We start from the raw sequence: 21994 nt of genomic DNA on the forward strand, positions 1-21994 counted from the left end.
GGCCAAAAAGGCAGGGAAGCGCTTGCAGCGGGCCCGTCGCACGCGACGGGTTGGGTGTTGTCGCACCGGCCGGCCGGCCCGGCCAGCAGGCGACTTCCCGAGCCGCTGTGGGAGAGTTGCCCTCCGACCGTAAAATCGCCCGCTTTCGCGGTGCTTCGCCGCGCTACCGTCCAATGTCCGGCCCACGCCGGCCAGCTTCATGTTGACCTTCCAGCAAATCATTCTCAAACTGCAGTCGTACTGGGCCGACAAGGGCTGCGCGCTGCTGCAACCGTACGACATGGAAGTGGGCGCGGGCACCTCGCACACCGCCACCTTCCTTCGCGCCCTCGGCCCCGAGCCCTGGAAAGCCGCCTACGTGCAGCCCAGCCGCCGCCCCAAGGACGGCCGCTACGGCGAGAACCCCAACCGCCTGCAGCACTACTACCAGTACCAGGTCGTGCTCAAGCCCGCGCCCAGCAACATCCTGGAGCTCTACCTCGGCAGCCTCGAGGCCCTGGGCTTCGACCTGAAGAAGAACGACATCCGCTTCGTGGAAGACGACTGGGAGAACCCCACGCTCGGCGCCTGGGGCCTGGGCTGGGAGGTCTGGCTCAACGGCATGGAGGTGACGCAGTTCACCTACTTCCAGCAGGTCGGCGGCATCGACTGCAAGCCGATCACCGGCGAGATCACCTACGGCCTGGAGCGCCTGGCGATGTACCTGCAGGGCGTGGACAACGTCTACAACCTCACGTGGACCGACGGCCTGAGCTACGGCGACGTCTACAAGCAGAACGAGGTCGAGCAGTCGACCTACAACTTCGAGCACAGCGATGCCGAGTTCCTGTTCACCGCCTTCAACGCGCATGAAAAGCAGGCCAAGCACCTCATGACCGAGCAGCTGGCGCTACCGGCCTACGAGCAGGTGCTCAAGGCCGCGCACAGCTTCAACCTGCTGGACGCGCGCGGCGCCATCAGCGTGACGGAGCGCGCCGCCTACATCGGTCGCATCCGCAACCTGGCGCGCAGCGTGGCGCAGAGCTACTACGAGAGCCGCGAGCGCCTGGGCTTCCCGATGGCGCCGCGCGAATGGGTCGCGCAGATGCCACCGAAGAAGGCCGCCTGACCGTCTGCGCGCACAGCCGCCATGCCAACCGTCTTCACCCACGTCGCCGTTCCCGTCTGCGCAGCCATTGCGCTGGGCACGCGGCGCGTGCCGGTGTCGGCGCTGCTCGCGGGCATGCTCGCGTCCATCGCGCCCGATTTCGACGGCCTGGCCTTCAAGCTCGGCATCGCCTATGGCGGCATGACGGGGCATCGCGGCTTCACGCACACGCTGGCGTTCGCGCTGCTGCTGGGCCTTGCCGGCTGGTGGCTCGCGCCGCGCTGGGGCATGCGCCGGGCGGTCGGCTGGGCATGGATCGCGCTGTGCACCCTGTCGCATGCGCTGCTGGACATGCTCACCAACGGCGGCATCGGCATTGCCATCTTCTGGCCGTTCAGCGACGTGCGCCACTTCAGCCCGTGGCGCCCCATCGAGGTGTCGCCGATCGCGCTGAAGCGCTTCTTCTCGCCGCGCGGCGCTTCGGTGCTGCTCAACGAGATGCTCGTCGTGTGGGCACCTTTGCTGGTGGCCTCGGTGGCCGTGCTGGTTGCGCGCCACACGGTGGAGCGGCGCCGCGGCGCCGTGGCCGCATGAATTCGATTCTTTCTTCTCTCCCCTCCACGGCGCCGCTTTCCTGCGCGGCCGTGACCGGTGCCGCTTGCGGCCCCTCTCCAACAACGCTCTGAGCCATGTCGTCTGCCAGCCTTCTTGTCGAACTGTTTGTCGAGGAATTGCCACCCAAGGCGCTGAAGAAGCTCGGTGACGCCTTTGCCGGCGTCCTGCGCGACCAGCTGGTGGCGCAGGGCCTGGCCGAAGCCGGTGCTGTGCTCACCGCCTACGCCTCCCCGCGCCGCCTGGCCGCGCGCCTCAGCCACGTGGCCGAGCGCGCCGCCGACAAGGCCGTGTCGCAAAAGCTCATGCCCGTGGCCGTGGGGCTCGACGCCGCCGGCCAGCCCACGCCCGCGCTGCTCAAGCGCCTGGGTGCGCTGGGCGCCGACGCCTCGGCCGTGCCCGGCCTGAAGCGCGCGATGGACGGCAAGGCCGAAGCCCTGTTCTACGAAAGCACCGCCAAGGGCGCCACGCTGGCCGAAGGCCTGCAGAAGGCGCTGGCCGAAGCCATCGCCAAGCTGCCGATTCCGAAGGTCATGAGCTACCAGCTCGAAAGCGGCTGCGAGCTGCCGGGCTGGAGCAGCGTGAGCTTCGTGCGCCCCGCGCACGGCCTGGTGGCGCTGCACGGCGGCACCGTGGTGCCTATCGAGGCGCTGGGCCTGAAGGCCGGGCGCGACACGCACGGCCACCGCTTCGAGGCCGCGGTCGATCCGGTCGTGCTGCGCGACGCCGACAGCTATGCGCTGCAGCTGCAGGAAGAAGGCGCGGTCATCGCGAGCTTCGAGGCCCGTCGTGCCGAAATCGCACGCCAGCTCGCGGCGGCGGCCGTCAAGGTCGGCGGCGGCTCCGTGCCCATTCACGACGACGCGCTGCTTGACGAAGTGACCGCGCTGGTCGAACGCCCCAACGTGCTGGTCTGCAGCTTCGAGCGCGAGTTTCTCGAGGTGCCGCAGGAATGCCTGATCCTCACGATGAAGGCCAACCAGAAGTACTTTCCGCTGCTCGACGCGTCGGACAAGCTGACCAACAAGTTTCTTGTCGTCAGCAACATCACGCCCGACGACGCGAGCGCGGTCGTGCAAGGCAACGAGCGCGTGGTGCGCCCGCGCCTGGCCGACGCCAAGTTCTTCTTCGACCAGGACCGCAAGAAGTCGCTGGCTTCGCGCGTCGAGTCGCTGGGCAAGGTGGTCTATCACAACAAGCTGGGCACGCAGGGCGAACGCGTGCAGCGCGTGATGCACATCGCGCGCGGCATTGCGGAGAAGCTCGGCAACAGCACCGTGGCCGCGCAGGCCACGCAAGCCGCCCAGCTGGCCAAGGCCGACCTCGTGACCGACATGGTCGGCGAGTTCCCCGAGCTGCAGGGCACCATGGGCCGCTACTACGCGCTGCACGACGGGCTCGATGCCGCGGTGGCCGACGCCATCGAAGACCACTACAAGCCGCGCTTTGCCGGCGACGAACTGCCGCGCAACACCGTGGGCCTGGTGGTGGCGCTGGCCGACAAGCTGGAGACGCTGGTCGGCATGTTCGGCATCGGCAACCTGCCCACCGGCGACCGCGACCCGTTCGCGCTGCGCCGCCATGCGCTGGGCGTGCTGCGCATGCTGATCGAGAAAGACCTCGCGCTGGGGCTCGACGCGTTGCTGCAGGACGCTGCCGCGCAGTTCAAGGACATCGCGGGTTTCGACAGCGGCAAGGCCACCGTCGAGCTGCAGGACTTCATTCTCGACCGCCTTGCCGGCAGCCTGCGCGAGCAGGGCGCGAGCGCGCAGGAAGTCGATGCCGTGCTGGCCCCGCGCCCGCAGCGCCTGGGCGAAGTGCCCAAGCTGCTGGCTGCGGTGCGCGCCTTTGCCGCACTGCCCGCCGCCGCGGCGCTGGCGGCTGCCAACAAGCGCATCGGCAACATCCTGAAGAAGGCCCCTGAGGCCGACGCGCATGTCAGCGAGCTGCTGCTGCAGGAGCCCGCCGAGCGCGCACTGCACGCGGCCATGGCGCAGGTCGTGCCCGCCGCCAACGCCCAGTTCGACGCCGGCGACTACACCGCCTCGCTGCAGACGCTCGCCGCGCTGCGCGAGCCGGTCGACGCCTTCTTCGACGGCGTGATGGTCAACGCCGATCAGGCCGACCTGCGGCTGAACCGCCTGGGCCTGCTGATGTCGCTGCACGCCGCGATGAACCGCGTGGCGCAGCTCGAGCGGCTGGCTGTCTGAAGCCCATCGCTCGATAATTGCGCATGAACCGGCAACAGCAACTGGATGCGTTCTCTCTCGCCCTTCACCGGCGAGCGCTGGATGCCTTGCGGCATCAGCCGGGGCTGCGCGAGCATGCGCGCCAAACGCTGGCGCGTTGGCGCCTTCAGTCGGGTGAATCGCGCTCCGATGTCCTGTGGGACGAGTGGGAGCAACTTCTCTGCGGCGACGTTGGCATTCTTGAAAGCGCCGCCCTTGTCGAGTCCGACCATGGACAGCTCATGCGCAGCGTGTCGCCGCTGGGCGGCCTCGTCTCGCAGGCCGAAAGAATGGCATTGCTCAGGCGCGCGCGCGAGCAAGCTGCACCGCAATGAAGCTTGACGAACTGCAGCACGTGCTGCGAGCCTGCGCTGCGATTTCAAAGGAAACTTCTTTTGTCGTCGTCGGCAGCCAAGCCATCCTGCTTTTGCTCGATCGGCCGCCTGAAGCAGTGCTTGTGTCACGCGAGATCGATCTCTACCCCGCATTGCATCCGGAACGCGCGGACCTGATCGACGGCGCGATCGGCATGCATTCGAGCTTCCACGAAACCTTCGGCTATTTCGCCGATGGCGTCGGACCGGAGACCGCCGTCATGCCGAGCGACTGGATGAGTCGCGCCAGCCTGCACTACGTGGGCGAGATCACCGCCATCTGCCCAGACCTTCATGACCTGGTCGTTTCCAAGTGTGTGGCCGGTCGTGAAAAGGATGCGGACTTTGTCCGCGAGCTGTTGAAGCACGGGCTGGTTTCGGCAGCCACGCTGGCTGAGCGCATCGGAATGCTCGACGCGGCGAAGTATCCGTTGTCGCATCTGATCGCCTGGGCGGAGCGACGCAAGCTGGAGTCTGAAAGGACCACCCCATGAAACTCGTCATCCTCGACCGCAACGGCACCATCAACGTGCACCGCGAAGACTTCGTCAAGAGCGACATCGAGTGGACCCCGCTGCCCGGCGCGCTCGAGGCCGTGGCGCGGCTGAACCATGCGGGCTGGCACGTGGTGATCGCGTCCAACCAGTCGGGCCTGGGCCGCGGCCTGTTCGACATGGCCTCGCTCAATGCCATGCACGCCAAGATGCACAAGATGCTCGCGGCCGTGGGCGGCAAGGTGGACGCGGTGTTCTATTGCCCGCACAGCCCCGACGAGGACTGCGAATGCCGCAAGCCGAAGCCGGGCCTGTTCCTGCAGATCGGCGACCGCTACGGCATCGATCTGAAGGGCGTCCCGACCTGCGGCGACAGCCTGCGCGACCTGCAGGCCGGCGCGGCCGCCGGCTGCGAGCCGCACCTGCTGCTCACGGGCATGGGCGCGGCCTGCCGCGGCGTCGATCCGCTGCCTTCCGAATACCCGGCGAACACGGTGGTCCACGACGACCTCCCCGCCTTTGTCGATTTCTTGCTTGCGCGCGAAGCGCGGGCTGCACTGCAGGTGGCTGTCTGATGGCGTTTCTTCGTTCCGTTCTCCATGCACTCTGGATGCTCGTCACCGTGGTGCCCTGGGGCATCATCATGTGCGTCAGCTCGATCTGGAAGCGCGGCATTCCGCTGTACTGGATGGCCGAGCGCTGGCTCGGCTGGGCCATCGGCGGCGCGCGCGTGCTGCTGGGCATCAAGACCCGCGTGAGCGGCATGGAAAACCTGCCCACCGACGCGCTCGCCGGCGCGGTGCTGCTGGTGAAGCACCAGTCCACGCTCGAGACCTTCCTGATGCCCACGCTGATGCCGCATCCGCTGGCCTACGTGTTCAAGAAGGAGCTGATCTACGTGCCCTTCTTCGGCTGGGCGATGGCGCGGCTGGACATGATCCACATCGACCGCAGCCAGCGCGCGCAGGCTTTCAACAAGGTGGTCAACCAGGGCCGCAAGCTGCTCGCGCAGGGCATCTGGATCATCATGTTCCCCGAGGGCACGCGCATTCCGCGCGGGCAGAAGGGCACCTACAAGAGCGGCGGCACGCGGCTCGCGTGCGAGACCGGCGTGCCGGTGATTCCCATTGCCGTCACCTCGGCCAGGGTGTGGCCGCGCAAGGCCTTCATCAAGCGCCCCGGCGTGGTCGACGTGTCCATCGGGCCCGCCATCTCCAGCGTGGGGCGCAAGCCCGACGAGCTGATGCGCGAGGTCGAGGCCTGGATCGAGGCCGAGATGCGCCGCCTCGACCCCGAGGCCTACGTCGACAGCCCGAAGCCCGTGCAGGAAGCGGTGCGCTGAGGGCCACCGGAGAACGCGACATGGCGGGACTGCTTCAGTTCACGTTGGATCTGTTCGAGGGGCTGGGGAGCGAGCTTGCGCCGCCGGCGCCCGCACCGGCGCGGCCGCCGCGCGTGAAGAAGCCCAGGCGGGGGGCGCCCCCCGCCATGCCTTTCGTTGCGCCCGCGCCGCCCGAACCCCTGGACCCGCACGCACCGCCCGCGGTGCCGCTGGCCGACACCCTGGCGCTCGCGCGCTTCGCGCATCCGCAGGCCTCGCGCGAGGTGGTGATCGGCGCCGCGCGCGTGGCCTACGAGTTCAAGCGCGGCAAGCGCAAGACCATCGGTTTCCTCGTCGGCGCCGAGGGGCTGTCGGTGCGCGCGCCGCGCTGGGTCACGCTGCGCGATGTCGATGCGGCCATTCATGAGAAGGCCGACTGGATCCTGCGCAAGCTGACCGAAACGCAGCAGCGGCATGCGCGCGTCGAGGCCACGCGCATCGACTGGCGCGACGGCGCGCAGTTTCCGTTCATGGGCGAGCCGGTGGTGATCCGGCTCGACCCGAAGCACGGGTTCGCGAGCGTCGGCGGCACGCTCGATGCGGCCGAAGCCGACGGTCCGCGCGTGCTGCGGCTCGCCGTTGCCCAGAACGCGGAGCCTTCGCAGATTCGCGATGCGGCGCAGGCTTGGCTCATGCGGCAGGCGCGCAAGCTGTTCATCGAGCGGCTGGACCACTTCGCGCCCTTGCTGGGGGTGCGGTGGGCGAAGCTGTCGTTGTCGAATGCGGCCACGCGATGGGGGAGTGCCAGTGCGGATGGGTCGATCCGGCTGAACTGGCGGCTGATTCATTTCGGGCCGCGGGTGATCGACTACGTGGTCGCGCATGAGCTGGCGCATCTGCGGGTGATGGACCACTCGCACCGGTTCTGGGAGACGGTAGAGAGCGTCATGCCTGATTACGACCTGCTGCGGCGGCGGCTGAAGGATGAGGCTGTTCCTCGGTGGTGAAGGGTTTTTTTGTTTCCTGAGGCCGGGACTCGCCCCGGCGGGCGACTTACTTTCTTTTGCTTCGCCAAAAGAAAGTAAGCAAAGAAAAGGCGACCCCACTGTCTGCGACCCCTKCGCTGCGCTACGGGGCAACCTGCGGTGCTCGCGTTTCGCGGGGTCTCGCAGAACTCGCTTCGCTCAAACAGCTGCGAGCCCTGATCCGCGAAACGCTCCGCTCCTCGGCGCAGCCAGAGGGGGGTGGAGACCACCCGGGCCTTTGCTTCGCTCGGCCACCAAGCCGTCGCTGGCGCTTCGCGCCTGCGGCGGTTGGCAAGGGGGTCTTCGGTCTTGGCTGCTGGCTGTTGGCTGTTTGGAGCCGAGCGCAGCGACGGCGTTTCGGTATCCCAACCCCTTCTGGATGCGCCGAGGAGCGCAGCGTTTCGCGGATCAGGGCTCGCCCTTGTTTGAGCGAAGCGAGTTTGGGCGAGACCCCGCGAAACGCGAGCACCGCAGGTTGCCCGAAGCGAAGCGCAGGGACGCAGCCAGCAGGGTCGCCTTTTCTTTGGCTACTTTCATTTGGCGAAGCAAAAGAAAGTAGCTCGCCCGCCGGGGCGAGACCCGGCCCCGGAACACAAAAACTCACCGAGCGTGCGTAACCCCCCCATCCACCACCAGCGTAGACCCCATCACATAGTCCCCCGCACGCGAAGCCAGGTAGATAGCAGCCCCGGCCATATCCTCAGCCACCCCGATGCGCCCCGCCGGAATGCGGTCCTTCACCACGTCGCCGTGATCCCGCGCATCCTTGTTCATGTCCGAAGCAAACGCCCCGGGCGCGATCGCGCTCACCACGATCCGGTCCTGCGCCAGGCGCAGCGCCATGCGGCGCGTCAGCTGGATCAGTCCCGCCTTGCTGGCCGCATAGGAGTACGTCTCCTGCGGGTTCACCGAGATCCCGTCGATCGATGCGATGTTGATCACCTTCGACAGATGGTCCGTCGCCGCCTTCTTCAGCATCGGCGTCAGTGCCTGCGTCAGGAAGAAGGGCGTCTTCAGGTTCAGGTCGACCACCTTGTCCCAGCCGCTCTCGGGAAACTCTTCATACGGCGCGCCCCAGGCGGCGCCGGCGTTGTTCACCAAAATGTCGAGCGAGTCTTCGTGCTTCGCATAGGCCGCGACCAGCGCCTGCGCGCCTTCCAGCGTCGACACGTCGGCCGGCAGCGACACGCAGTGGCCGAAGGCCGACAGCTCTTTCGCCGTCTGGTCGCAGGCCGCGGCCTTGCGCGCCGAGATGTACACGCGCGCGCCCTGGGCCAGGTAGCCCTCGGCGATCATGCGGCCGATGCCGCGCGAGCCGCCGGTGATCAGGGCGGTGCGGCCCTTCAGCGAGAAGAGTTGGGTGGTGTCCATGGTGCGGGTGTCTCCTGAATGAAATATTTTCAGGAAACGAGCTTAGTGCGCGCACCGCCGCGCGCGCGTCACCTCGGTGTCAGCGACAGGCTCCGCGGGCTCTCAAAGCTGCGCAGCGCACCGGTGAGCGGGTCGACGAACGAGAGCGACTTCGCCAGCAGCTGCAAGGGCTTGCCGAAATCGTCCGCGCCCTCGGGCAGCAGCACGGGGTAGATCGGGTCGTTCACGATCGCCATGCCCAGCGCCTGGCAGTGCACGCGCAGCTGGTGCTTGCGGCCCGTGACCGGCGACAGCCTCAGCAACGCGCGACCGTCGCGCACCTCCTGCACCTCGATGCGGGTCTCGGAGTTGGGCTCGCCGGGTTCTTCGCGCACGCGCATGAAGTGGTCGTCGTCGACCAGCCGGCTGCGGTAGACCTCGGGCACCGACGACACGCCCTCCTGCCAGGGCACGACTGCCTCGTAGTGCTTGTCGATGCGGCGCTCCGGAAACATCGCCTGGTAGGCGCCGCGCGTGGCTTGGCGCACCGAGAACAGCACCAGCCCCGAGGTGCTGCGGTCGATGCGGTGCATCGGCACGAGCTCGTCGATCTGCAGCTTGCGCTTCAGCCGCACGAGCAGGCTCTGCTGCAGGTACTTGCCGGTGGGCGTGACGGGCACGAAGGGCGGCTTGTCGACCACCAGCAGCTCGTCGTCCTGGAACACGATGTGCTCCTCGAACGGAATGCGCACCTCGTTGTCGAGCGCGCGGTAGTAGTACACCCGCAGCGGCGACTGGTAGCGCCGCGCCACGGTCACGGGCACGTGGTGCTCGTCGACGACGTCGTTGGCTTCGATGCGTTCGATCCAGGCCTCGCGCGTGATGGCGGGAAAGCGCTCGATCAGGAACTCGGCGATGGTGGGCCAGGGGCCGTACGGAAGGCCGACGCAGCTCGGGCCGACGCCGTCGCGCGTGGGCAGCGGCAGTTGGGGCGGCGGGCGTCGGCTCATGGCGAGGAAGACGCCTGCTGCAGCAACCGCAGCGCCTCTGCGAACGACGGCCGCGCGGTCGCGTCGGGCTGCAGGCAGCGGTCTTTCAGCGCCGCCACCGAGGCCGGCACGGCGTCGGTGCAGCGTTCGATCAACTCCTCCAGCAGGCAGCCGAAGGCGCGCATCTCCAGGCCCTGGAACGCGCGCGCCTGCGCGGCGGCCAGCGCGCCGGTCATCCAGGCCGCGCCGAAGTCACCGAGCCGGCCGCCGCGCTGCGCATGCCACAGGATGTTGTGCGCGTAGAGGTCGCCGTGAAGAATGCCGCGCGCATGCAGATGCTGCATGGCCGAGGCGATGTCGCGTGCGATGCGCAGGGCCACGTCGCACGGCCAGCGCGCGTCGCCCGCGTAGACGTCGCGCGTGCACGACGCCAGGCTCGGCGGCCCCGCGAGCGTGACGAAGGCCGGATCGACCAGCCCCATCACCAGGCCTTGCGTGCCCTCGGGATGCCCGTCGATGCGGCTTTGCGCGGCGATCAGCGTGGGGTGCGCGCCGGCCGCGATGCAGGCCGCCATTTCGCTGTGCGGCCAGCCGTCGCTGGTGACGGCCCCCTTGAACAGCTTGACGGCCACCTGCTGCGCCTTGCCGAGCGTGGCCTGGTGGATCACGCCCGAGGCGCCTTCACCGAGCTTGCGGCCCAGCGTCAGCTCGCGCCAGCCGACGTGCGGCACCGACTGCGCGGCGATGGCCGCGTCCTCGGCCCGGGTGTCGAAGGGGTTGCCCGCGCAGGCGAGCCACGACAGGCGCGGCAGCGACAGCAGCCAGGCGGGCAGCGTCTCGAAGCGGTTGGCCGAGATGCGCAGCAGCTCCAGCCGGGCCAGGCCGGTCACCGAAGGCGGCAGCGTGCGCAGCCGGTTGCCGGCCAGCATCAGCTTCTGCATGCCTGTGCAGTGGCCGAGTGAATCGGGCAGTTCCTCGATGAGGTTGTCGGTCAGGATCAGCCAGCGCAGCGACGCAGGCAGCGAGGCCTCCGGCACGGTGCGGATCCGGTTGGCCTTGAAGCCGACGATGTCGAGGCCGCGGCACCGGCCGAGGGCTTCGGGCAGCGTGGTGAAGCGGTTGTCCGAGCAGAACAACACGCGCAGGCGGTGCAGTCGGTGCAGGTCGTCGGGCAGCGTGGCCAGCGCATTGCCCGACAGGTTCAGCACCTCGAGGGAATCGGCAAGGTCAAAAATTTCGCGCGGAAACTCGGTGAGCCCGCACGAGAGATCGATTCGTTGTGCGCCTGCCAACTGGCCCGCGCGGAGCTCAGCCAGCGTGTTCATGCGGGGGAGTCTAAATGGCCTGCAATGTCCGCCGGCGGTGCCCCGGTTGGCGCCTTACCTGGCGCCGAAACGGTAGATGCCGTCCTTGCCCAGCTCGCGCTTCACCTGGCCCGCGAACCACAGCAGGTGCAGGTGGGCGACGGACTCGCCCATGGCAAAGGTCATCTGGTGCAGGTCGAGCGCGCGCTTGAACAGGATCGGCAGGCCTTCGGCCGCGGTCATCGGGCTCGCCGTGCAGGCTTCGAGCAGTTCGGCGAGCCGGTCGCGATGGTGCTCCTGCAGCTGGTCGACGCGGCGGTGGATGCCGGTGAACGGCTTGCCGTGCGAAGGCAGGCCCAGCGTGTCGGCGGGCAGCGCCTTGAACTTGTCGATGCTGTCCAGGAACAGGCGCAGCGAGTTCGCCTCGGGCTCGCCCGCGTGCACGCTCACGTTGGTGGAAATGCGCGGCAGCATCATGTCGCCGCCCAGCAGCAGCTTGAGTTCGTCGCAGTACAGCGCGATGTGCTCGGGCGCGTGGCCGTAGCCGACGATGCAGCGCCAGGCGTGGCCGTCGATGGTGACGGTGTCGCCGTCGAGCATGCGCACGAAGGTGTCCGGCACCGAGGGCACCAGTTCGGCGTAGTAGTTGGTGCGCCCGCGGATCTTGGCGATGGCCTCGGGGTCGGTCATGCCGTGCGAGGCAAAGAAGCGCGCCGCCTGCTCGCCGCCCGCCAGGGTGTCGCCGTTGGCGCTCAGCACGCGGGCCACGTTGTAGTCGGTGGCGCTGATCCACATCGGCGCGTTCCAGCGCTCGCACAGCCAGTGGGCCAGGCCGATGTGGTCGGGGTGCATGTGGGTGACGATCACGCGCAGGATCGGCAGGCCCTGCAGCTGGGTCTCGAAGATCTGCTCCCACTGCGCGCGCGACTCGTCGTGGGCAATGCAGCAGTCGACCACCGTCCAGCCGGCCACGCCGTCGAGGGTGTCGCGCAGCAGCCAGAGGTTGATGTGGTCGAGCGCAAAGGGCAGCCGCATGCGGATCCAGCGCACGCCGGGCGCCACTTCCATCGCTTCGCCGGGCTGGGGCAGCGTGTCGCCCAGGGGGTAGTGGAGTTCGCGTTCGAGAAGGTTCATGTAAGATTGACGTTTACGTAAACGTCATGGGTTAAGGGCACCATTGTAGGGATCGCCGCATGAATGTGCTGTCGCCCCCGCAACGCCCCTTCTGCAACGCCCCTTTTGCCACCACCGCTGCCCGCTGCCATGCCCGCGTCCACCTTCACCATCAGCCAGCTCGCGAAGGAGTTCGACCTCACGACGCGGGCCATCCGCTTCTATGAAGACATGGGCCTGCTCACGCCCGAGCGCGCCGGGCTGCAGCGCGTGTACAGCGCGCGCGACCGGGCGCGGCTCACGCTCACGCTGCGCGCCAAGCGCCTCGGCCTGAGCCTCACGGAGGCCAAGGACATCCTCGACATGTACGACAGCCCGCGCGACACGGTGCCGCAGCTGGAAAAATTCCTCGGCGTGCTGGGTACCCACCGGGCACAGCTCGAGGCGCAGTTGGCCGAACTGCAGGCCAACCTCGCGGAGGTGCGCGAGCACGAGAAAAAGGGACAGGCCACGCTGGCCAAGGCCCAGAAGGCGAACAAGGCAGGCAAGGCGGCGCGACCCGCAAAGCTTGCCGGCGCCAGGACCTGAACACACGACTCATCGACAATAGACGCACTATGGCCGACAACACTGACAACCTCGACGACCTCTTTGCCCACAACCGTGCGTGGTCCGCGCAAATGGAGCGCGACCGCCCCGGTTTCTTCACCAGCCTGGTCAAGCAGCAGACGCCACGCTACATGTGGATCGGCTGCTCCGACAGCCGCGTGCCCGCCAACCAGATCACCGGGCTGGAGCCCGGCGAGGTGTTCGTGCACCGCAACGTTGCCAACATCGTTGTGCACTCCGACCTGAATGCGCTGTCGGCGATCCAGTTCGCCGTGGAGCACCTGAAGGTCGAGCACATCATGGTGGTGGGCCACTACGGCTGCGCCGGCGTGAAGGCCGCGCTGAGCGGCAAGCGCATCGGCCTGGCCGACAACTGGATCCGCCACATCCAGGACGTGCGCGACCGCCACCACGTCATGCTCGAGAGCCTGCCCGACGAAGAGGCGCGCGTCGATGCGCTGTGCGAACTGAACGTGGCCGAGCAGGTGGTCAACGTGGCCGTGAGCACCGTGATGGTCGACGCCTGGGCGCGCGGCCAGAAGGTGCGCATCCACGGCTGGACCTTCGGCGTGCACGACGGCCTGCTGCAGGACCTGGGCCTGAGCGTCGACGGCGCCAAGCCGCTGGACTCCGTCTACAAGGCCGCGGTGCAGCGCATCCGCTACAAGTGGAGCCGCCCGGGCGAGGTGATGCAGGCGCTGACCACGCAGGGCGCGCAGGTGAACCAGGCCGTGCAGGAAGCACAGGCCATGACGCCGCAGCCCGAGGCGGGTGGCACGGGCGCTGCCGCCGCAACCTGACCCAGCGGTTTCCCTTTCGGCCCGTCCATGTTCCCGCAGCGCCTCGACTCGCCGCTGGCCTATGAGATCGCCAAGGCGATGATGGACGGCTTCAACCGCCACTACCGGCTGTTTCGCGCCGAGTCGGCGCGCGCCAAGCACCGCTTCGAAACCGCCGACTGGCACGGCCAGCAGCGCGCGCAGCGCGAGCGCATCGAGTTCTACGACCTGCGCGTGAGCGAGGCCGTGGCCCGGCTCGAGAAGGAGTTCAAGGCCGGCGAGCAGCCGATGGATGTGTGGCACCAGGTCAAGCTGCACTACATCGGGCTGCTGGTGGACCACCACCAGCCCGAGCTGGCCGAGAGCTTCTTCAACTCGGTGACCACCAAGATCCTGCACCGCGCGTACTTCCAGAACGACTTCATCTTCGTGCGCCCGGCCATCAGCACCGAGTACATCGAGCCGCGCGGCGCGCGCACCTACCGGCCGTATTACCCCAAGCCCGAGACGCTGGCCGACACCGTCGAGCAGATGCTCGACGACTTCGCGCTGCTGGGCACCTTCGCCAACAAGCGGCGCGACGCCGAGCGCGTGGCGCAGGTCATCCTGAACCGCTTTCACCAGGTGAAGCTGCGCGCCAACTTCCAGCTGCAGGTGCTCTCGGGGCTGTTCTTTCGCAACAAGGGCGCGTACGTGGTCGGCAAGATCATGAACGGCTTCGTCGAGATCCCGTTCTCGCTGCCCGTGCTGCACGACAGCCGCGGCAGGTTCTACATCGACGCCGCGCTGTTCGGCGAAGACGACCTGCAGATGCTGTTCAGCTTTGCGCGCGCGTACTTCATGGTCGACATGGAAGTGCCCTCGGCATGGGTGCAGTTCCTGCGTTCGCTCATGCCGCGCAAGCCGCGCGCCGAGATCTACAACGCGCTCGGCCTGGCCAAGCAGGGCAAGACGCTGTTCTACCGCGACTTCCTGTCGCACCTGAACTATTCGAGCGACCGCTTCCGCATCGCGCCCGGCATCAAGGGCATGGTCATGCTGGTGTTCGACCTGCCGTCGTTCCCGTTCGTGTTCAAGCTCATCAAGGACTTCTATCCGCCGCAGAAGGACACCACGCGCGAGCAGATCAAGGGCAAGTACATGCTCGTGAAGCAGCACGACCGCGTGGGTCGCATGGCCGACACGCTGGAGTACAGCGACGTGGGTTTTCCGCTCGACCGCTTCGAGCCCGGGCTGATCGAGGAGATCCAGAAGTTCGCGCCCAGCCAGCTCGAGATCGGCGACCGCGACGGCAACGGGGAGATGGAGGTGGTGCTGCGGCACGTCTACATCGAACGCCGCATGATCCCGCTGAACATCTACCTGCAGGAAGCCTTCGACACGCTGGCCGCCCCCGAGAGCCCGGCGCATGCGAAGCGCGCGAAAGACCAGCTGGAGCGTGCGGTGGTCGAATACGGCAACGCCATCAAGGACATGGTCGCGGCCAACATCTTTCCCGGCGACATGCTGTGGAAGAACTTCGGCGTCACGCGCGGCGGCAAGGTGGTGTTCTACGACTACGACGAGATCGAATACGTCACCGACTGCAAGTTCCGCAAGGTGCCCGCGCCGCGCAACGAGGAAGAAGAAATGAGCGGCGAGGTCTGGTACTCGGTGGGCCCGAAGGACGTGTTCCCCGAAACCTTCGAGCCCTTCCTGCTGGGCAACCCCGACGTGCGCGCCGCCTTCATGGCGCACCATGCCGACCTGCTCGACGCCGCCTTCTGGCAGCACCACAAGGAACGCATCCAGGCCGGGCAGATGCTCGATGTGTTCCCGTACGAAGAATCGCAGCGCTTCCAGCACGAAGGCCACGCAACGCATTTCTGAGCAACCGGTTTTTTTGTTTTTTGCTTCGCTTCCACATTCCTGAAGGAGACCTCCACATGTCCGAATCCATCGTCATCGTCGGCCTGGCCCGCACCCCCATGGGCAGCTTCCAGGGCGACTTCTCTTCGCTTTCCGCGCACGACCTGGGCGGCGCCGCCATCAAGGCCGCTGTGGAGCGCGCCGGCATCGCGCCCGACAGCGTGGGCGAGGTGCTGTTCGGCAACTGCCTGATGGCCGGGCAGGGCCAGGCACCGGCGCGCCAGGCGGCCTACAAGGGCGGCCTGCCCGACAGCGCGGGCGCCGTCACGCTCAGCAAGATGTGCGGATCGGCCATGAAGGCCGCCATGCTCTCGCACGACCTGCTGCTGGCCGGTACGCACGACGTGATGGTGGCGGGCGGCATGGAAAGCATGACCAACGCGCCCTACCTCATGCTCAAGGGCCGCGGCGGCTACCGCATGGGCCACGACCGCATCTTCGACCACATGATGCTCGACGGCTTGGAAGACGCCTACCAGCCCGGCCGCTCCATGGGCACCTTCGGCGAAGACTGCGCGGCCAAGTACAAGTTCACGCGCGAGCAGCAGGACGCATTCGCCATCGCCAGCGTGGAGCGCGCGAAGAAGGCGACCGAAACGGGCCTGTTCAAGGACGAGATCACCCCCGTCACGGTCAAGGGCCGCGGCGGCGACACCGTGATTTCCATCGACGAAGGCCCGGGCAAGGTCAAGCTCGACAAGATCCCCACGCTCAAGCCCGCGTTCAAGAAAGAGAACGGCACCATCACCGCCGCCTCGAGCTCGTCGATCAACGACGGTGCCGCCGCGCTGGTCATGATGACCGAGTCGCACGCCAAGAAGATCGGCGCCAGGCCCATCGCCCGCATCGTCGGCCACGCCACGCATGCGCAGCAGCCCGAGTGGTTCTCGACCGCGCCCGTGGGTGCCGTCGCCAAGCTGTTCAAGAAGACCGGCTGGTCGGTGAAGGACGTCGACCTGTGGGAAGTGAACGAAGCCTTCGCGGTGGTGCCGATGGCGCTGATGCACGAACTCGACGTGTCGCACGAGATCGTGAACGTGCACGGCGGCGCCTGCGCGCTGGGCCACCCGATCGGCGCAAGCGGCGCGCGCATCATGGTTACGCTGATCCATGCGCTGAAGGCGCGCGGCAAGAAGCGCGGCGTGGCCACGCTGTGCATCGGCGGGGGCGAAGGCACGGCGGTGGCACTCGAATTGCTATAACGGCCAAGGTCGGCGGGCGTCCGGACAACGGGCGCCCGCCGGCTTTTTTCTTATTCGGATATTTCAAAACATGCGTAGAGCAGGAGATTTCATGCGCCCATCCATCCACCGTTCCGCCGTTACCGCCATCAGCGCCGTGCTGGCCGCCGCCTTCCTGGCGCCTGCCGCCTGGGCCCAGAAACGCGACAACGTGCTGTTCCAGGCTGCCACCGACGAGCAGCCCGCGGTGATCAAGACGCTCGAGAAGCTGGTCAACATCGAGACCGGCACCGGTGACGCCGAAGGCATCGCCGCCGCCGGCAGCTACCTCGAAGGCGAACTCAAGAACCTGGGCTTCACCGTCACGCGCAGCAAGTCGGCCGGCATCGTGGTCGGCGACAACATCGTGGGCAAGATCAAGGGCCGCGGCGGCAAGAACCTGCTGCTGCTGTCGCACATGGACACCGTGTACCTGAAGGGCATCCTCGCGAAGGCGCCGTTCAAGGTCGAGGGCGACAAGGCCTATGGCCCCGGCATCGCCGACGACAAGGGCGGCAACGCCGTCATCCTGCACACGCTCAAGCTGCTGAAGGACTACGGCGTGCGCGACTACGGCACCATCACCGTGCTGTTCAACACCGACGAGGAAAAGGGCTCCTTCGGTTCGCGCGACCTGATCCAGGAAGAAGCCAAGCTGGCCGACTACGTGCTCTCCTTCGAGCCCACCGGCGCCGGCGACGAGAAGCTCTCGCTGGGCACCTCGGGCATCGCCTACGTGCAGGTCAACATCACCGGCAAGGCCTCGCACGCGGGCGCTGCGCCGGAGCTGGGCGTGAATGCGCTGGTCGAGGCGTCCGACCTCGTGCTGCGCACGATGAACATCGACGACAAGGCCAAGAACCTGCGCTTCAACTGGACCATTGCCAAGGCCGGCAACGTGTCGAACATCATCCCCGCCAGCGCCACGCTGAACGCCGACGTGCGCTACGCGCGCAACGAAGACTTCGACGCCGCCATGAAGACGCTCGAAGAGCGTGCGCAGCAGAAGAAGCTGCCCGACGCCGACGTCAAGGTGCTCATCACGCGCGGCCGCCCGGCCTTCAATGCCGGCGAAGGCGGCAAGAAGCTGGTCGACAAGGCCGTGGGTTTCTACAAGGAAGCCGGCGGCACCCTGGGCGTGGAAGAGCGCACCGGCGGCGGCACCGACGCGGCCTACGCGGCGCTCTCGGGCAAGCCGGTGATCGAAAGCCTGGGGCTGCCGGGCTTCGGTTACCACAGCGACAAGGCCGAGTACGTGGACATCAGCGCCATTCCGCGCCGCCTGTACATGGCCGCGCGGCTGATCATGGACCTGGGCGCCGGCAAGTAAGCCGGCAGTCCCCGAACCGAAAACAAAGACAGGAGACAACGCCATGCTGCTCAGCGCCGACCAGGAAGCCATTCGCGACGCGGTGCGCGATTTTTCGCAAGCCGAACTCTGGCCCCACGCCCCCACGTGGGACCGCGAACACAGCTTTCCCAAGGAGGCCCACCAGGGTCTGGCCGCGCTGGGCGCCTACGGCATCTGCGTGCCGGAAGAGCATGGCGGCGCCGGCCTCGACTACCTCACGCTGGCGCTGGTGCTGGAAGAAATCGCGGCCGGCGACGGCGGCACCAGCACCGCCATCAGCGTGACCAACTGCCCGGTCAACGCCATCCTGATGCGCTACGGCAATGCCGCGCAGAAGAAGCAATGGCTGGAGCCGCTGGCGCAAGGGCAGATGCTCGGCGCGTTCTGCCTCACGGAGCCGCAGGCCGGCAGCGACGCATCGAGCCTGCGCACCACGGCGCGCAAGGACGGCGACGGCTACGTCATCGACGGCGTGAAGCAGTTCATCACCAGCGGCAAGAACGGCCAGGTGGCCATCGTCATCGCCGTGACCGACAAGGGCGCTGGCAAGCGCGGCATGAGCGCGTTCATCGTGCCGACCGACGCACCGGGCTACCACGTGGCGCGGCTGGAAGACAAGCTGGGCCAGCACAGCAGCGACACCGCGCAGATCAACTTCGACGGCTGCCGCATCCCGCGCGAGAACCTCATCGGCGCGGAAGGCGAGGGCTACAAGATCGCGCTCGGCGCGCTCGAGGGCGGGCGCATCGGCATCGCCGCGCAGAGCGTGGGCATGGCGCGCAGCGCCTTCGACGTGGCGCTGGCCTATGCCAAGGAACGCCAGGCCTTCGGCGGCGCGATCTTCGACCAGCAGGCCGTGGGCTTTCGCCTGGCCGACTGCGCGACGCAGATCGAGGCTGCGCGCCAGCTGATCTGGCACGCCGCCAGCCTGCGCGATGCCGGCCGGCCGTGCCTGAAGGAGGCTGCCATGGCCAAGCTCTTCGCGAGCGAGATGGCCGAGCGCGTGTGCAGCGCCGCCATCCAGACGCTGGGCGGCTATGGCTACGTGAACGACTTTCCGCTGGAGCGCATCTACCGCGACGTGCGCGTGTGCCAGATCTACGAGGGCACGTCGGACATCCAGAAGCTGCTGATCCAACGCGCGCTGGCTTGAACGAGGGGCGGCGGGCCGGGGCTGCGAGGGCCTTCCCGGGCGGCTTCGGGCTTGCCCTCTCGGCCCGGGGCCCGCGAGGTGTTCCAATAGCGGTCTTCATGAGCGCCATCGACCCTCCCACCGGACCTTGCCCCTGCGGCCGCACCGACCGCCGCGACAAGCCCATCGGCTATGCCCTGTGCTGCGGCCGCTATCTCGACGATTTCGAGAACACCCCCGCGCCCGACGCCGAATCGCTGATGCGTTCGCGCTATTCGGCCTTCGTGCTGGAACGCGCCGAGTACCTGCTCGCCACCTGGGACGCCGCCAGACGGCCGGCCTCGATCGAATTCGAGCCGGGCGTCAAATGGCTGGGGCTGGACATCCGTTCGCGCTCGGTGCTCGACTCCGACCATGCCGAGGTCGAGTTCGTCGCCCGCCAGCGCAGCAGCACCGGCACGGCCACCCGCCTGCACGAGCGCAGCCGCTTCGTGCGCGAAGGCGACCGTTGGTACTACCTCGACGGCGACCTGCAGCAGCCTGCGGGTTGACGCGCCGGGCCGGGGCTCGCACAATCAGCCCCGCTCCGGGGTGCACACATGTGGTGTGCTGAGATGGCAAAGCTGCCGACCCGCGAACTTGATCCGGGTCATACCGGCGTAAGAAGAGCTGCACTCCCTGACTTCGGTCCGTCACTCCCCCTTCCGTGACGGGCTTTTGCCGAAGTCCACCGAGCGATTGCGGAGCACCCTTTCCCTCAACAAGGAGTGCCCCCCGATGAATGCGCCCGACAAGTTCACTTCCCTGCTTTCGCTCACGCGAGAGCCTTTCCCCGCCTCCCACAAGTGCCTGATTCCGGGCAGCCGGCCCGACCTCAACGTGCCGGTGCGCGACGTGCTGCTGACCAACGGCGAGACGGTGTCGCTCTACGACACCTCGGGCCCGTACACCGACGCCAAGGTCGACATCGACGTGCGCCGCGGCCTGCCCGACGTGCGCGGCGCATGGATCGCCGAGCGCAACGACACCGAAAGTTACGAAGGCCGCTCGCACCAGGCGCTCGACGAGGGCCTGAAGCACGCCCACGACCATGACGCCCTGCGCCTGGCCGAGCTGCGCGCCGCCGCCTCGGCCTTGCAGCGCACGCCGCGCCGCGCAAAGTCGGGCGCCAATGTCACACAAATGCACTACGCACGCCGCGGCATCGTCACCCCCGAGATGGAGTACGTGGCCCTGCGCGAGAACGGCAAGCGCGAGTGGATGGCCGAGTACCTCGCCAACGAGGAGCGTGCCAAGCGCGTGGCCGGCAACCCGATGGGCGCCAGCATTCCGCGCATCATCACGCCCGAGTTCGTGCGCGACGAGGTGGCCCGGGGCCGCGCGATCATTCCGGCCAACATCAACCACCCCGAGGTCGAGCCGATGGCGATCGGGCGCAACTTCAAGGTGAAGATCAACGCCAACATCGGCAACTCGGCCGTCACCTCGAGCATCGAGGAAGAGGTCGAGAAGCTCGTGTGGGCGATCCGTTGGGGCGCCGACAACGTGATGGACCTGTCGACCGGCAAGAACATCCACACCACGCGCGACTGGATCGTGCGCAACTCGCCGGTGCCCATCGGCACCGTGCCGATCTACCAGGCGCTGGAGAAGGTGGGCGGCGTGGCCGAGGACCTGACCTGGGAGATCTTCCGCGACACGCTGATCGAGCAGGCGGAGCAGGGCATCGACTACTTCACCATCCACGCGGGCGTGCGGCTGCCCTTCATTCACCTGACGGCCGACCGCATGACGGGCATCGTGTCGCGCGGCGGCTCGATCATGGCCAAGTGGTGCATCGCGCATCACAAGGAGAGCTTCCTGTACGAGCGCTTCGAGGACATCTGCGACATCATGAAGGCGTACGACGTGAGCTTTTCGCTGGGCGACGGGCTGCGTCCGGGCTCGGGCGCGGACGCCAACGACGAGGCGCAGTTCGCCGAGCTGCGCACGCTGGGCGAGCTCACCCAGGTTGCGTGGAAGCACGACGTGCAGACCATGATCGAAGGGCCGGGCCATGTGCCGATGCACATGATCCAGGCCAACATGAACGAGCAGATCAGGCACTGCCACGAAGCGCCGTTCTATACGCTCGGGCCGCTGACCATCGACATCGCGCCGGGCTACGACCACATCTCCAGTGCCATCGGGGCCGCGATGATCGGTTGGGCCGGCACTGCGATGCTTTGCTACGTGACGCCCAAGGAGCATCTCGGGTTGCCTGATCGCGATGACGTGAAGCAGGGGATCATTGCTTACAAGATCGCGGCGCATGCTGCGGACGTGGCCAAGGGGCATCCGGGGGCGCGGTCTCGCGACGATGCGCTGAGCAAGGCGCGGTTCGAGTTCCGCTGGCAGGACCAGTTCAACCTGGGCCTGGACCCGGACACTGCGCGTGAATTCCATGACGAAACGCTGCCTAAGGACTCTAGCAAGGTGGCGCACTTCTGCTCTATGTGCGGGCCGAAGTTCTGCTCCATGAAGATCACTCAGGAAGTGCGGGAGTACGCGGCCAAGAAGGGGGTGGCTGAGGCTGCTGCTGTGGCTGAGGGGATGGAGCAGAAGTCCAAGGAGTTCATGGCGGGGGGTGGGGAGATCTACATTCCTATTCGGGCTTTGTCTTAGTTTGTTTTCCGGGGCCGGGACTCGCCCCGGCGGGCGACTTACTTTCTTTTGCTTCGCCAAAAGAAAGTAAGCAAAGAAAAGGCGACCCCACTGTCTGCGACCCTTCGCTTCGCTACGGGCAACCTGCGGTGCTCGTGTTTCGCGGGGTCTCGCAGAACTCGCTTCGCTCAAACAGCTGCGAGCCCTGATCCGCGAAACACTCCGCTCCTCGGCGCAGCCAGAGGGGGTGCAGACCAATCGGGCCATTGCTTCGCTCGGCCCCCAAGCCTCTGCAGGCGCTTCGCGCCTGCAGAGGCTTGGTATCGGGTGTTAGGTTTTGGTTGTTGGCTGTTTGGAGCCGAGCGCAGCGAAGGCGTTTCGGTATCCCCACCCCTTCTGGATGCGCCGAGGAGCGCAGCGTTTCGCGGATCAGGGCTCGCCCTTGTTTGAGCGAA

20 protein-coding genes and 1 riboswitch are annotated in these 21994 nt (G+C 67.3%); of the genes, 16 read left to right on the forward strand and 4 right to left on the reverse strand.

Annotated features, from left to right (window positions below):
• Positions 1-199 precede the first annotated feature (199 nt).
• The 8 genes from glyQ (at position 200) to AC1DJH_RS17775 (ending at position 7123) form a co-directional block, all read left to right on the forward strand.
• Positions 200-1108 (forward strand): glycine--tRNA ligase subunit alpha, encoded by a 909-nt coding sequence (glyQ, locus tag AC1DJH_RS17740; protein ID WP_093130572.1) that lies wholly within the window; start codon positions 200-202, stop codon positions 1106-1108.
• A gap of 21 nt (positions 1109-1129) precedes the next feature.
• On the forward strand, positions 1130-1681 hold the full coding sequence (locus AC1DJH_RS17745) for a metal-dependent hydrolase (protein ID WP_478186574.1): 552 nt from the start codon (positions 1130-1132) through the stop codon (positions 1679-1681).
• A gap of 95 nt (positions 1682-1776) precedes the next feature.
• Entirely contained in the window at positions 1777-3909 is a 2133-nt protein-coding gene (glyS, locus tag AC1DJH_RS17750; RefSeq protein WP_478186575.1) for a glycine--tRNA ligase subunit beta, read from the forward strand.
• A gap of 23 nt (positions 3910-3932) precedes the next feature.
• Positions 3933-4262, forward strand: a complete 330-nt coding sequence (locus AC1DJH_RS17755; RefSeq protein ID WP_472126572.1) for a hypothetical protein — start codon at positions 3933-3935, stop codon at positions 4260-4262.
• Positions 4259-4795, forward strand: coding sequence for a DUF6036 family nucleotidyltransferase (locus AC1DJH_RS17760; RefSeq protein ID WP_478186576.1), 537 nt, complete (start codon positions 4259-4261; stop codon positions 4793-4795). The genes AC1DJH_RS17755 and AC1DJH_RS17760 overlap by 4 nt, the downstream gene beginning before the upstream one ends.
• Positions 4792-5370, forward strand: a complete 579-nt coding sequence (gmhB, locus tag AC1DJH_RS17765) for a D-glycero-beta-D-manno-heptose 1,7-bisphosphate 7-phosphatase (protein WP_478186577.1) — start codon at positions 4792-4794, stop codon at positions 5368-5370. The genes AC1DJH_RS17760 and gmhB overlap by 4 nt, the downstream gene beginning before the upstream one ends.
• A complete protein-coding gene (locus tag AC1DJH_RS17770) occupies positions 5370-6137 on the forward strand; it encodes a lysophospholipid acyltransferase family protein (RefSeq protein ID WP_478186578.1) in 768 nt (255 codons plus the stop codon). Before gmhB ends, AC1DJH_RS17770 begins: the two co-directional genes overlap by 1 nt.
• Before the next feature lie 20 nt (positions 6138-6157).
• Complete coding sequence (locus AC1DJH_RS17775; protein ID WP_478186579.1) at positions 6158-7123, forward strand: M48 family metallopeptidase; 966 nt, start codon at positions 6158-6160, stop codon at positions 7121-7123.
• Positions 7124-7741: 618 nt separating this feature from the next.
• Here the strand turns inward: AC1DJH_RS17775 and AC1DJH_RS17780 are convergent.
• The 4 genes from AC1DJH_RS17780 to AC1DJH_RS17795 all read right to left on the reverse strand — a co-directional run bounded on the left by AC1DJH_RS17780 (position 7742) and on the right by AC1DJH_RS17795 (position 11918).
• Positions 7742-8512, reverse strand: coding sequence for an SDR family oxidoreductase (locus AC1DJH_RS17780; RefSeq protein ID WP_478186580.1), 771 nt, complete (start codon positions 8510-8512; stop codon positions 7742-7744).
• 68 nt (positions 8513-8580) lie between these two features.
• Positions 8581-9501, reverse strand: coding sequence for a pseudouridine synthase (locus tag AC1DJH_RS17785; RefSeq protein WP_478186581.1), 921 nt, complete (start codon positions 9499-9501; stop codon positions 8581-8583).
• Complete coding sequence (locus tag AC1DJH_RS17790) at positions 9498-10805, reverse strand: leucine-rich repeat-containing protein kinase family protein (protein ID WP_478186582.1); 1308 nt, start codon at positions 10803-10805, stop codon at positions 9498-9500. The genes AC1DJH_RS17785 and AC1DJH_RS17790 overlap by 4 nt, the downstream gene beginning before the upstream one ends.
• Before the next feature lie 54 nt (positions 10806-10859).
• The gene (locus AC1DJH_RS17795; RefSeq protein ID WP_478186583.1) at positions 10860-11918 is read right to left on the reverse strand and encodes an MBL fold metallo-hydrolase; all 1059 of its coding nucleotides are present in this window, start codon (positions 11916-11918) and stop codon (positions 10860-10862) included.
• Between the two features lie 129 nt (positions 11919-12047).
• On the opposite strand from AC1DJH_RS17795, the gene AC1DJH_RS17800 reads away from it, so the two are divergent.
• The 8 genes from AC1DJH_RS17800 to thiC all read left to right on the forward strand — a co-directional run bounded on the left by AC1DJH_RS17800 (position 12048) and on the right by thiC (position 21560).
• A complete protein-coding gene (locus tag AC1DJH_RS17800) occupies positions 12048-12485 on the forward strand; it encodes a MerR family transcriptional regulator (protein WP_472126794.1) in 438 nt (145 codons plus the stop codon).
• 29 nt (positions 12486-12514) lie between these two features.
• Positions 12515-13306: a carbonate dehydratase gene (gene can / locus AC1DJH_RS17805; RefSeq protein WP_435484829.1), complete on the forward strand. Its 792-nt coding sequence runs from the start codon at positions 12515-12517 to the stop codon at positions 13304-13306.
• A gap of 27 nt (positions 13307-13333) precedes the next feature.
• The gene (gene aceK, locus AC1DJH_RS17810; protein WP_478186584.1) at positions 13334-15154 is read left to right on the forward strand and encodes a bifunctional isocitrate dehydrogenase kinase/phosphatase; all 1821 of its coding nucleotides are present in this window, start codon (positions 13334-13336) and stop codon (positions 15152-15154) included.
• A gap of 56 nt (positions 15155-15210) precedes the next feature.
• Positions 15211-16395 (forward strand): acetyl-CoA C-acyltransferase, encoded by a 1185-nt coding sequence (locus AC1DJH_RS17815; protein ID WP_472126789.1) that lies wholly within the window; start codon positions 15211-15213, stop codon positions 16393-16395.
• Between the two features lie 91 nt (positions 16396-16486).
• Positions 16487-17743 (forward strand): glutamate carboxypeptidase, encoded by a 1257-nt coding sequence (locus AC1DJH_RS17820; RefSeq protein WP_478186585.1) that lies wholly within the window; start codon positions 16487-16489, stop codon positions 17741-17743.
• Between the two features lie 43 nt (positions 17744-17786).
• Positions 17787-18917, forward strand: a complete 1131-nt coding sequence (locus tag AC1DJH_RS17825; RefSeq protein ID WP_472126783.1) for an acyl-CoA dehydrogenase family protein — start codon at positions 17787-17789, stop codon at positions 18915-18917.
• Between the two features lie 98 nt (positions 18918-19015).
• Positions 19016-19447 (forward strand): YchJ family protein, encoded by a 432-nt coding sequence (locus tag AC1DJH_RS17830; RefSeq protein ID WP_472126781.1) that lies wholly within the window; start codon positions 19016-19018, stop codon positions 19445-19447.
• Between the two features lie 26 nt (positions 19448-19473).
• Positions 19474-19579: riboswitch (TPP riboswitch) on the forward strand.
• Between the two features lie 94 nt (positions 19580-19673).
• Positions 19674-21560: a phosphomethylpyrimidine synthase ThiC gene (thiC, locus tag AC1DJH_RS17835; protein ID WP_478186586.1), complete on the forward strand. Its 1887-nt coding sequence runs from the start codon at positions 19674-19676 to the stop codon at positions 21558-21560.
• Positions 21561-21994: the final 434 nt, after the last annotated feature.

The sequence above is a fragment of the Variovorax sp. 10N412 genome, from assembly GCF_056394985.1.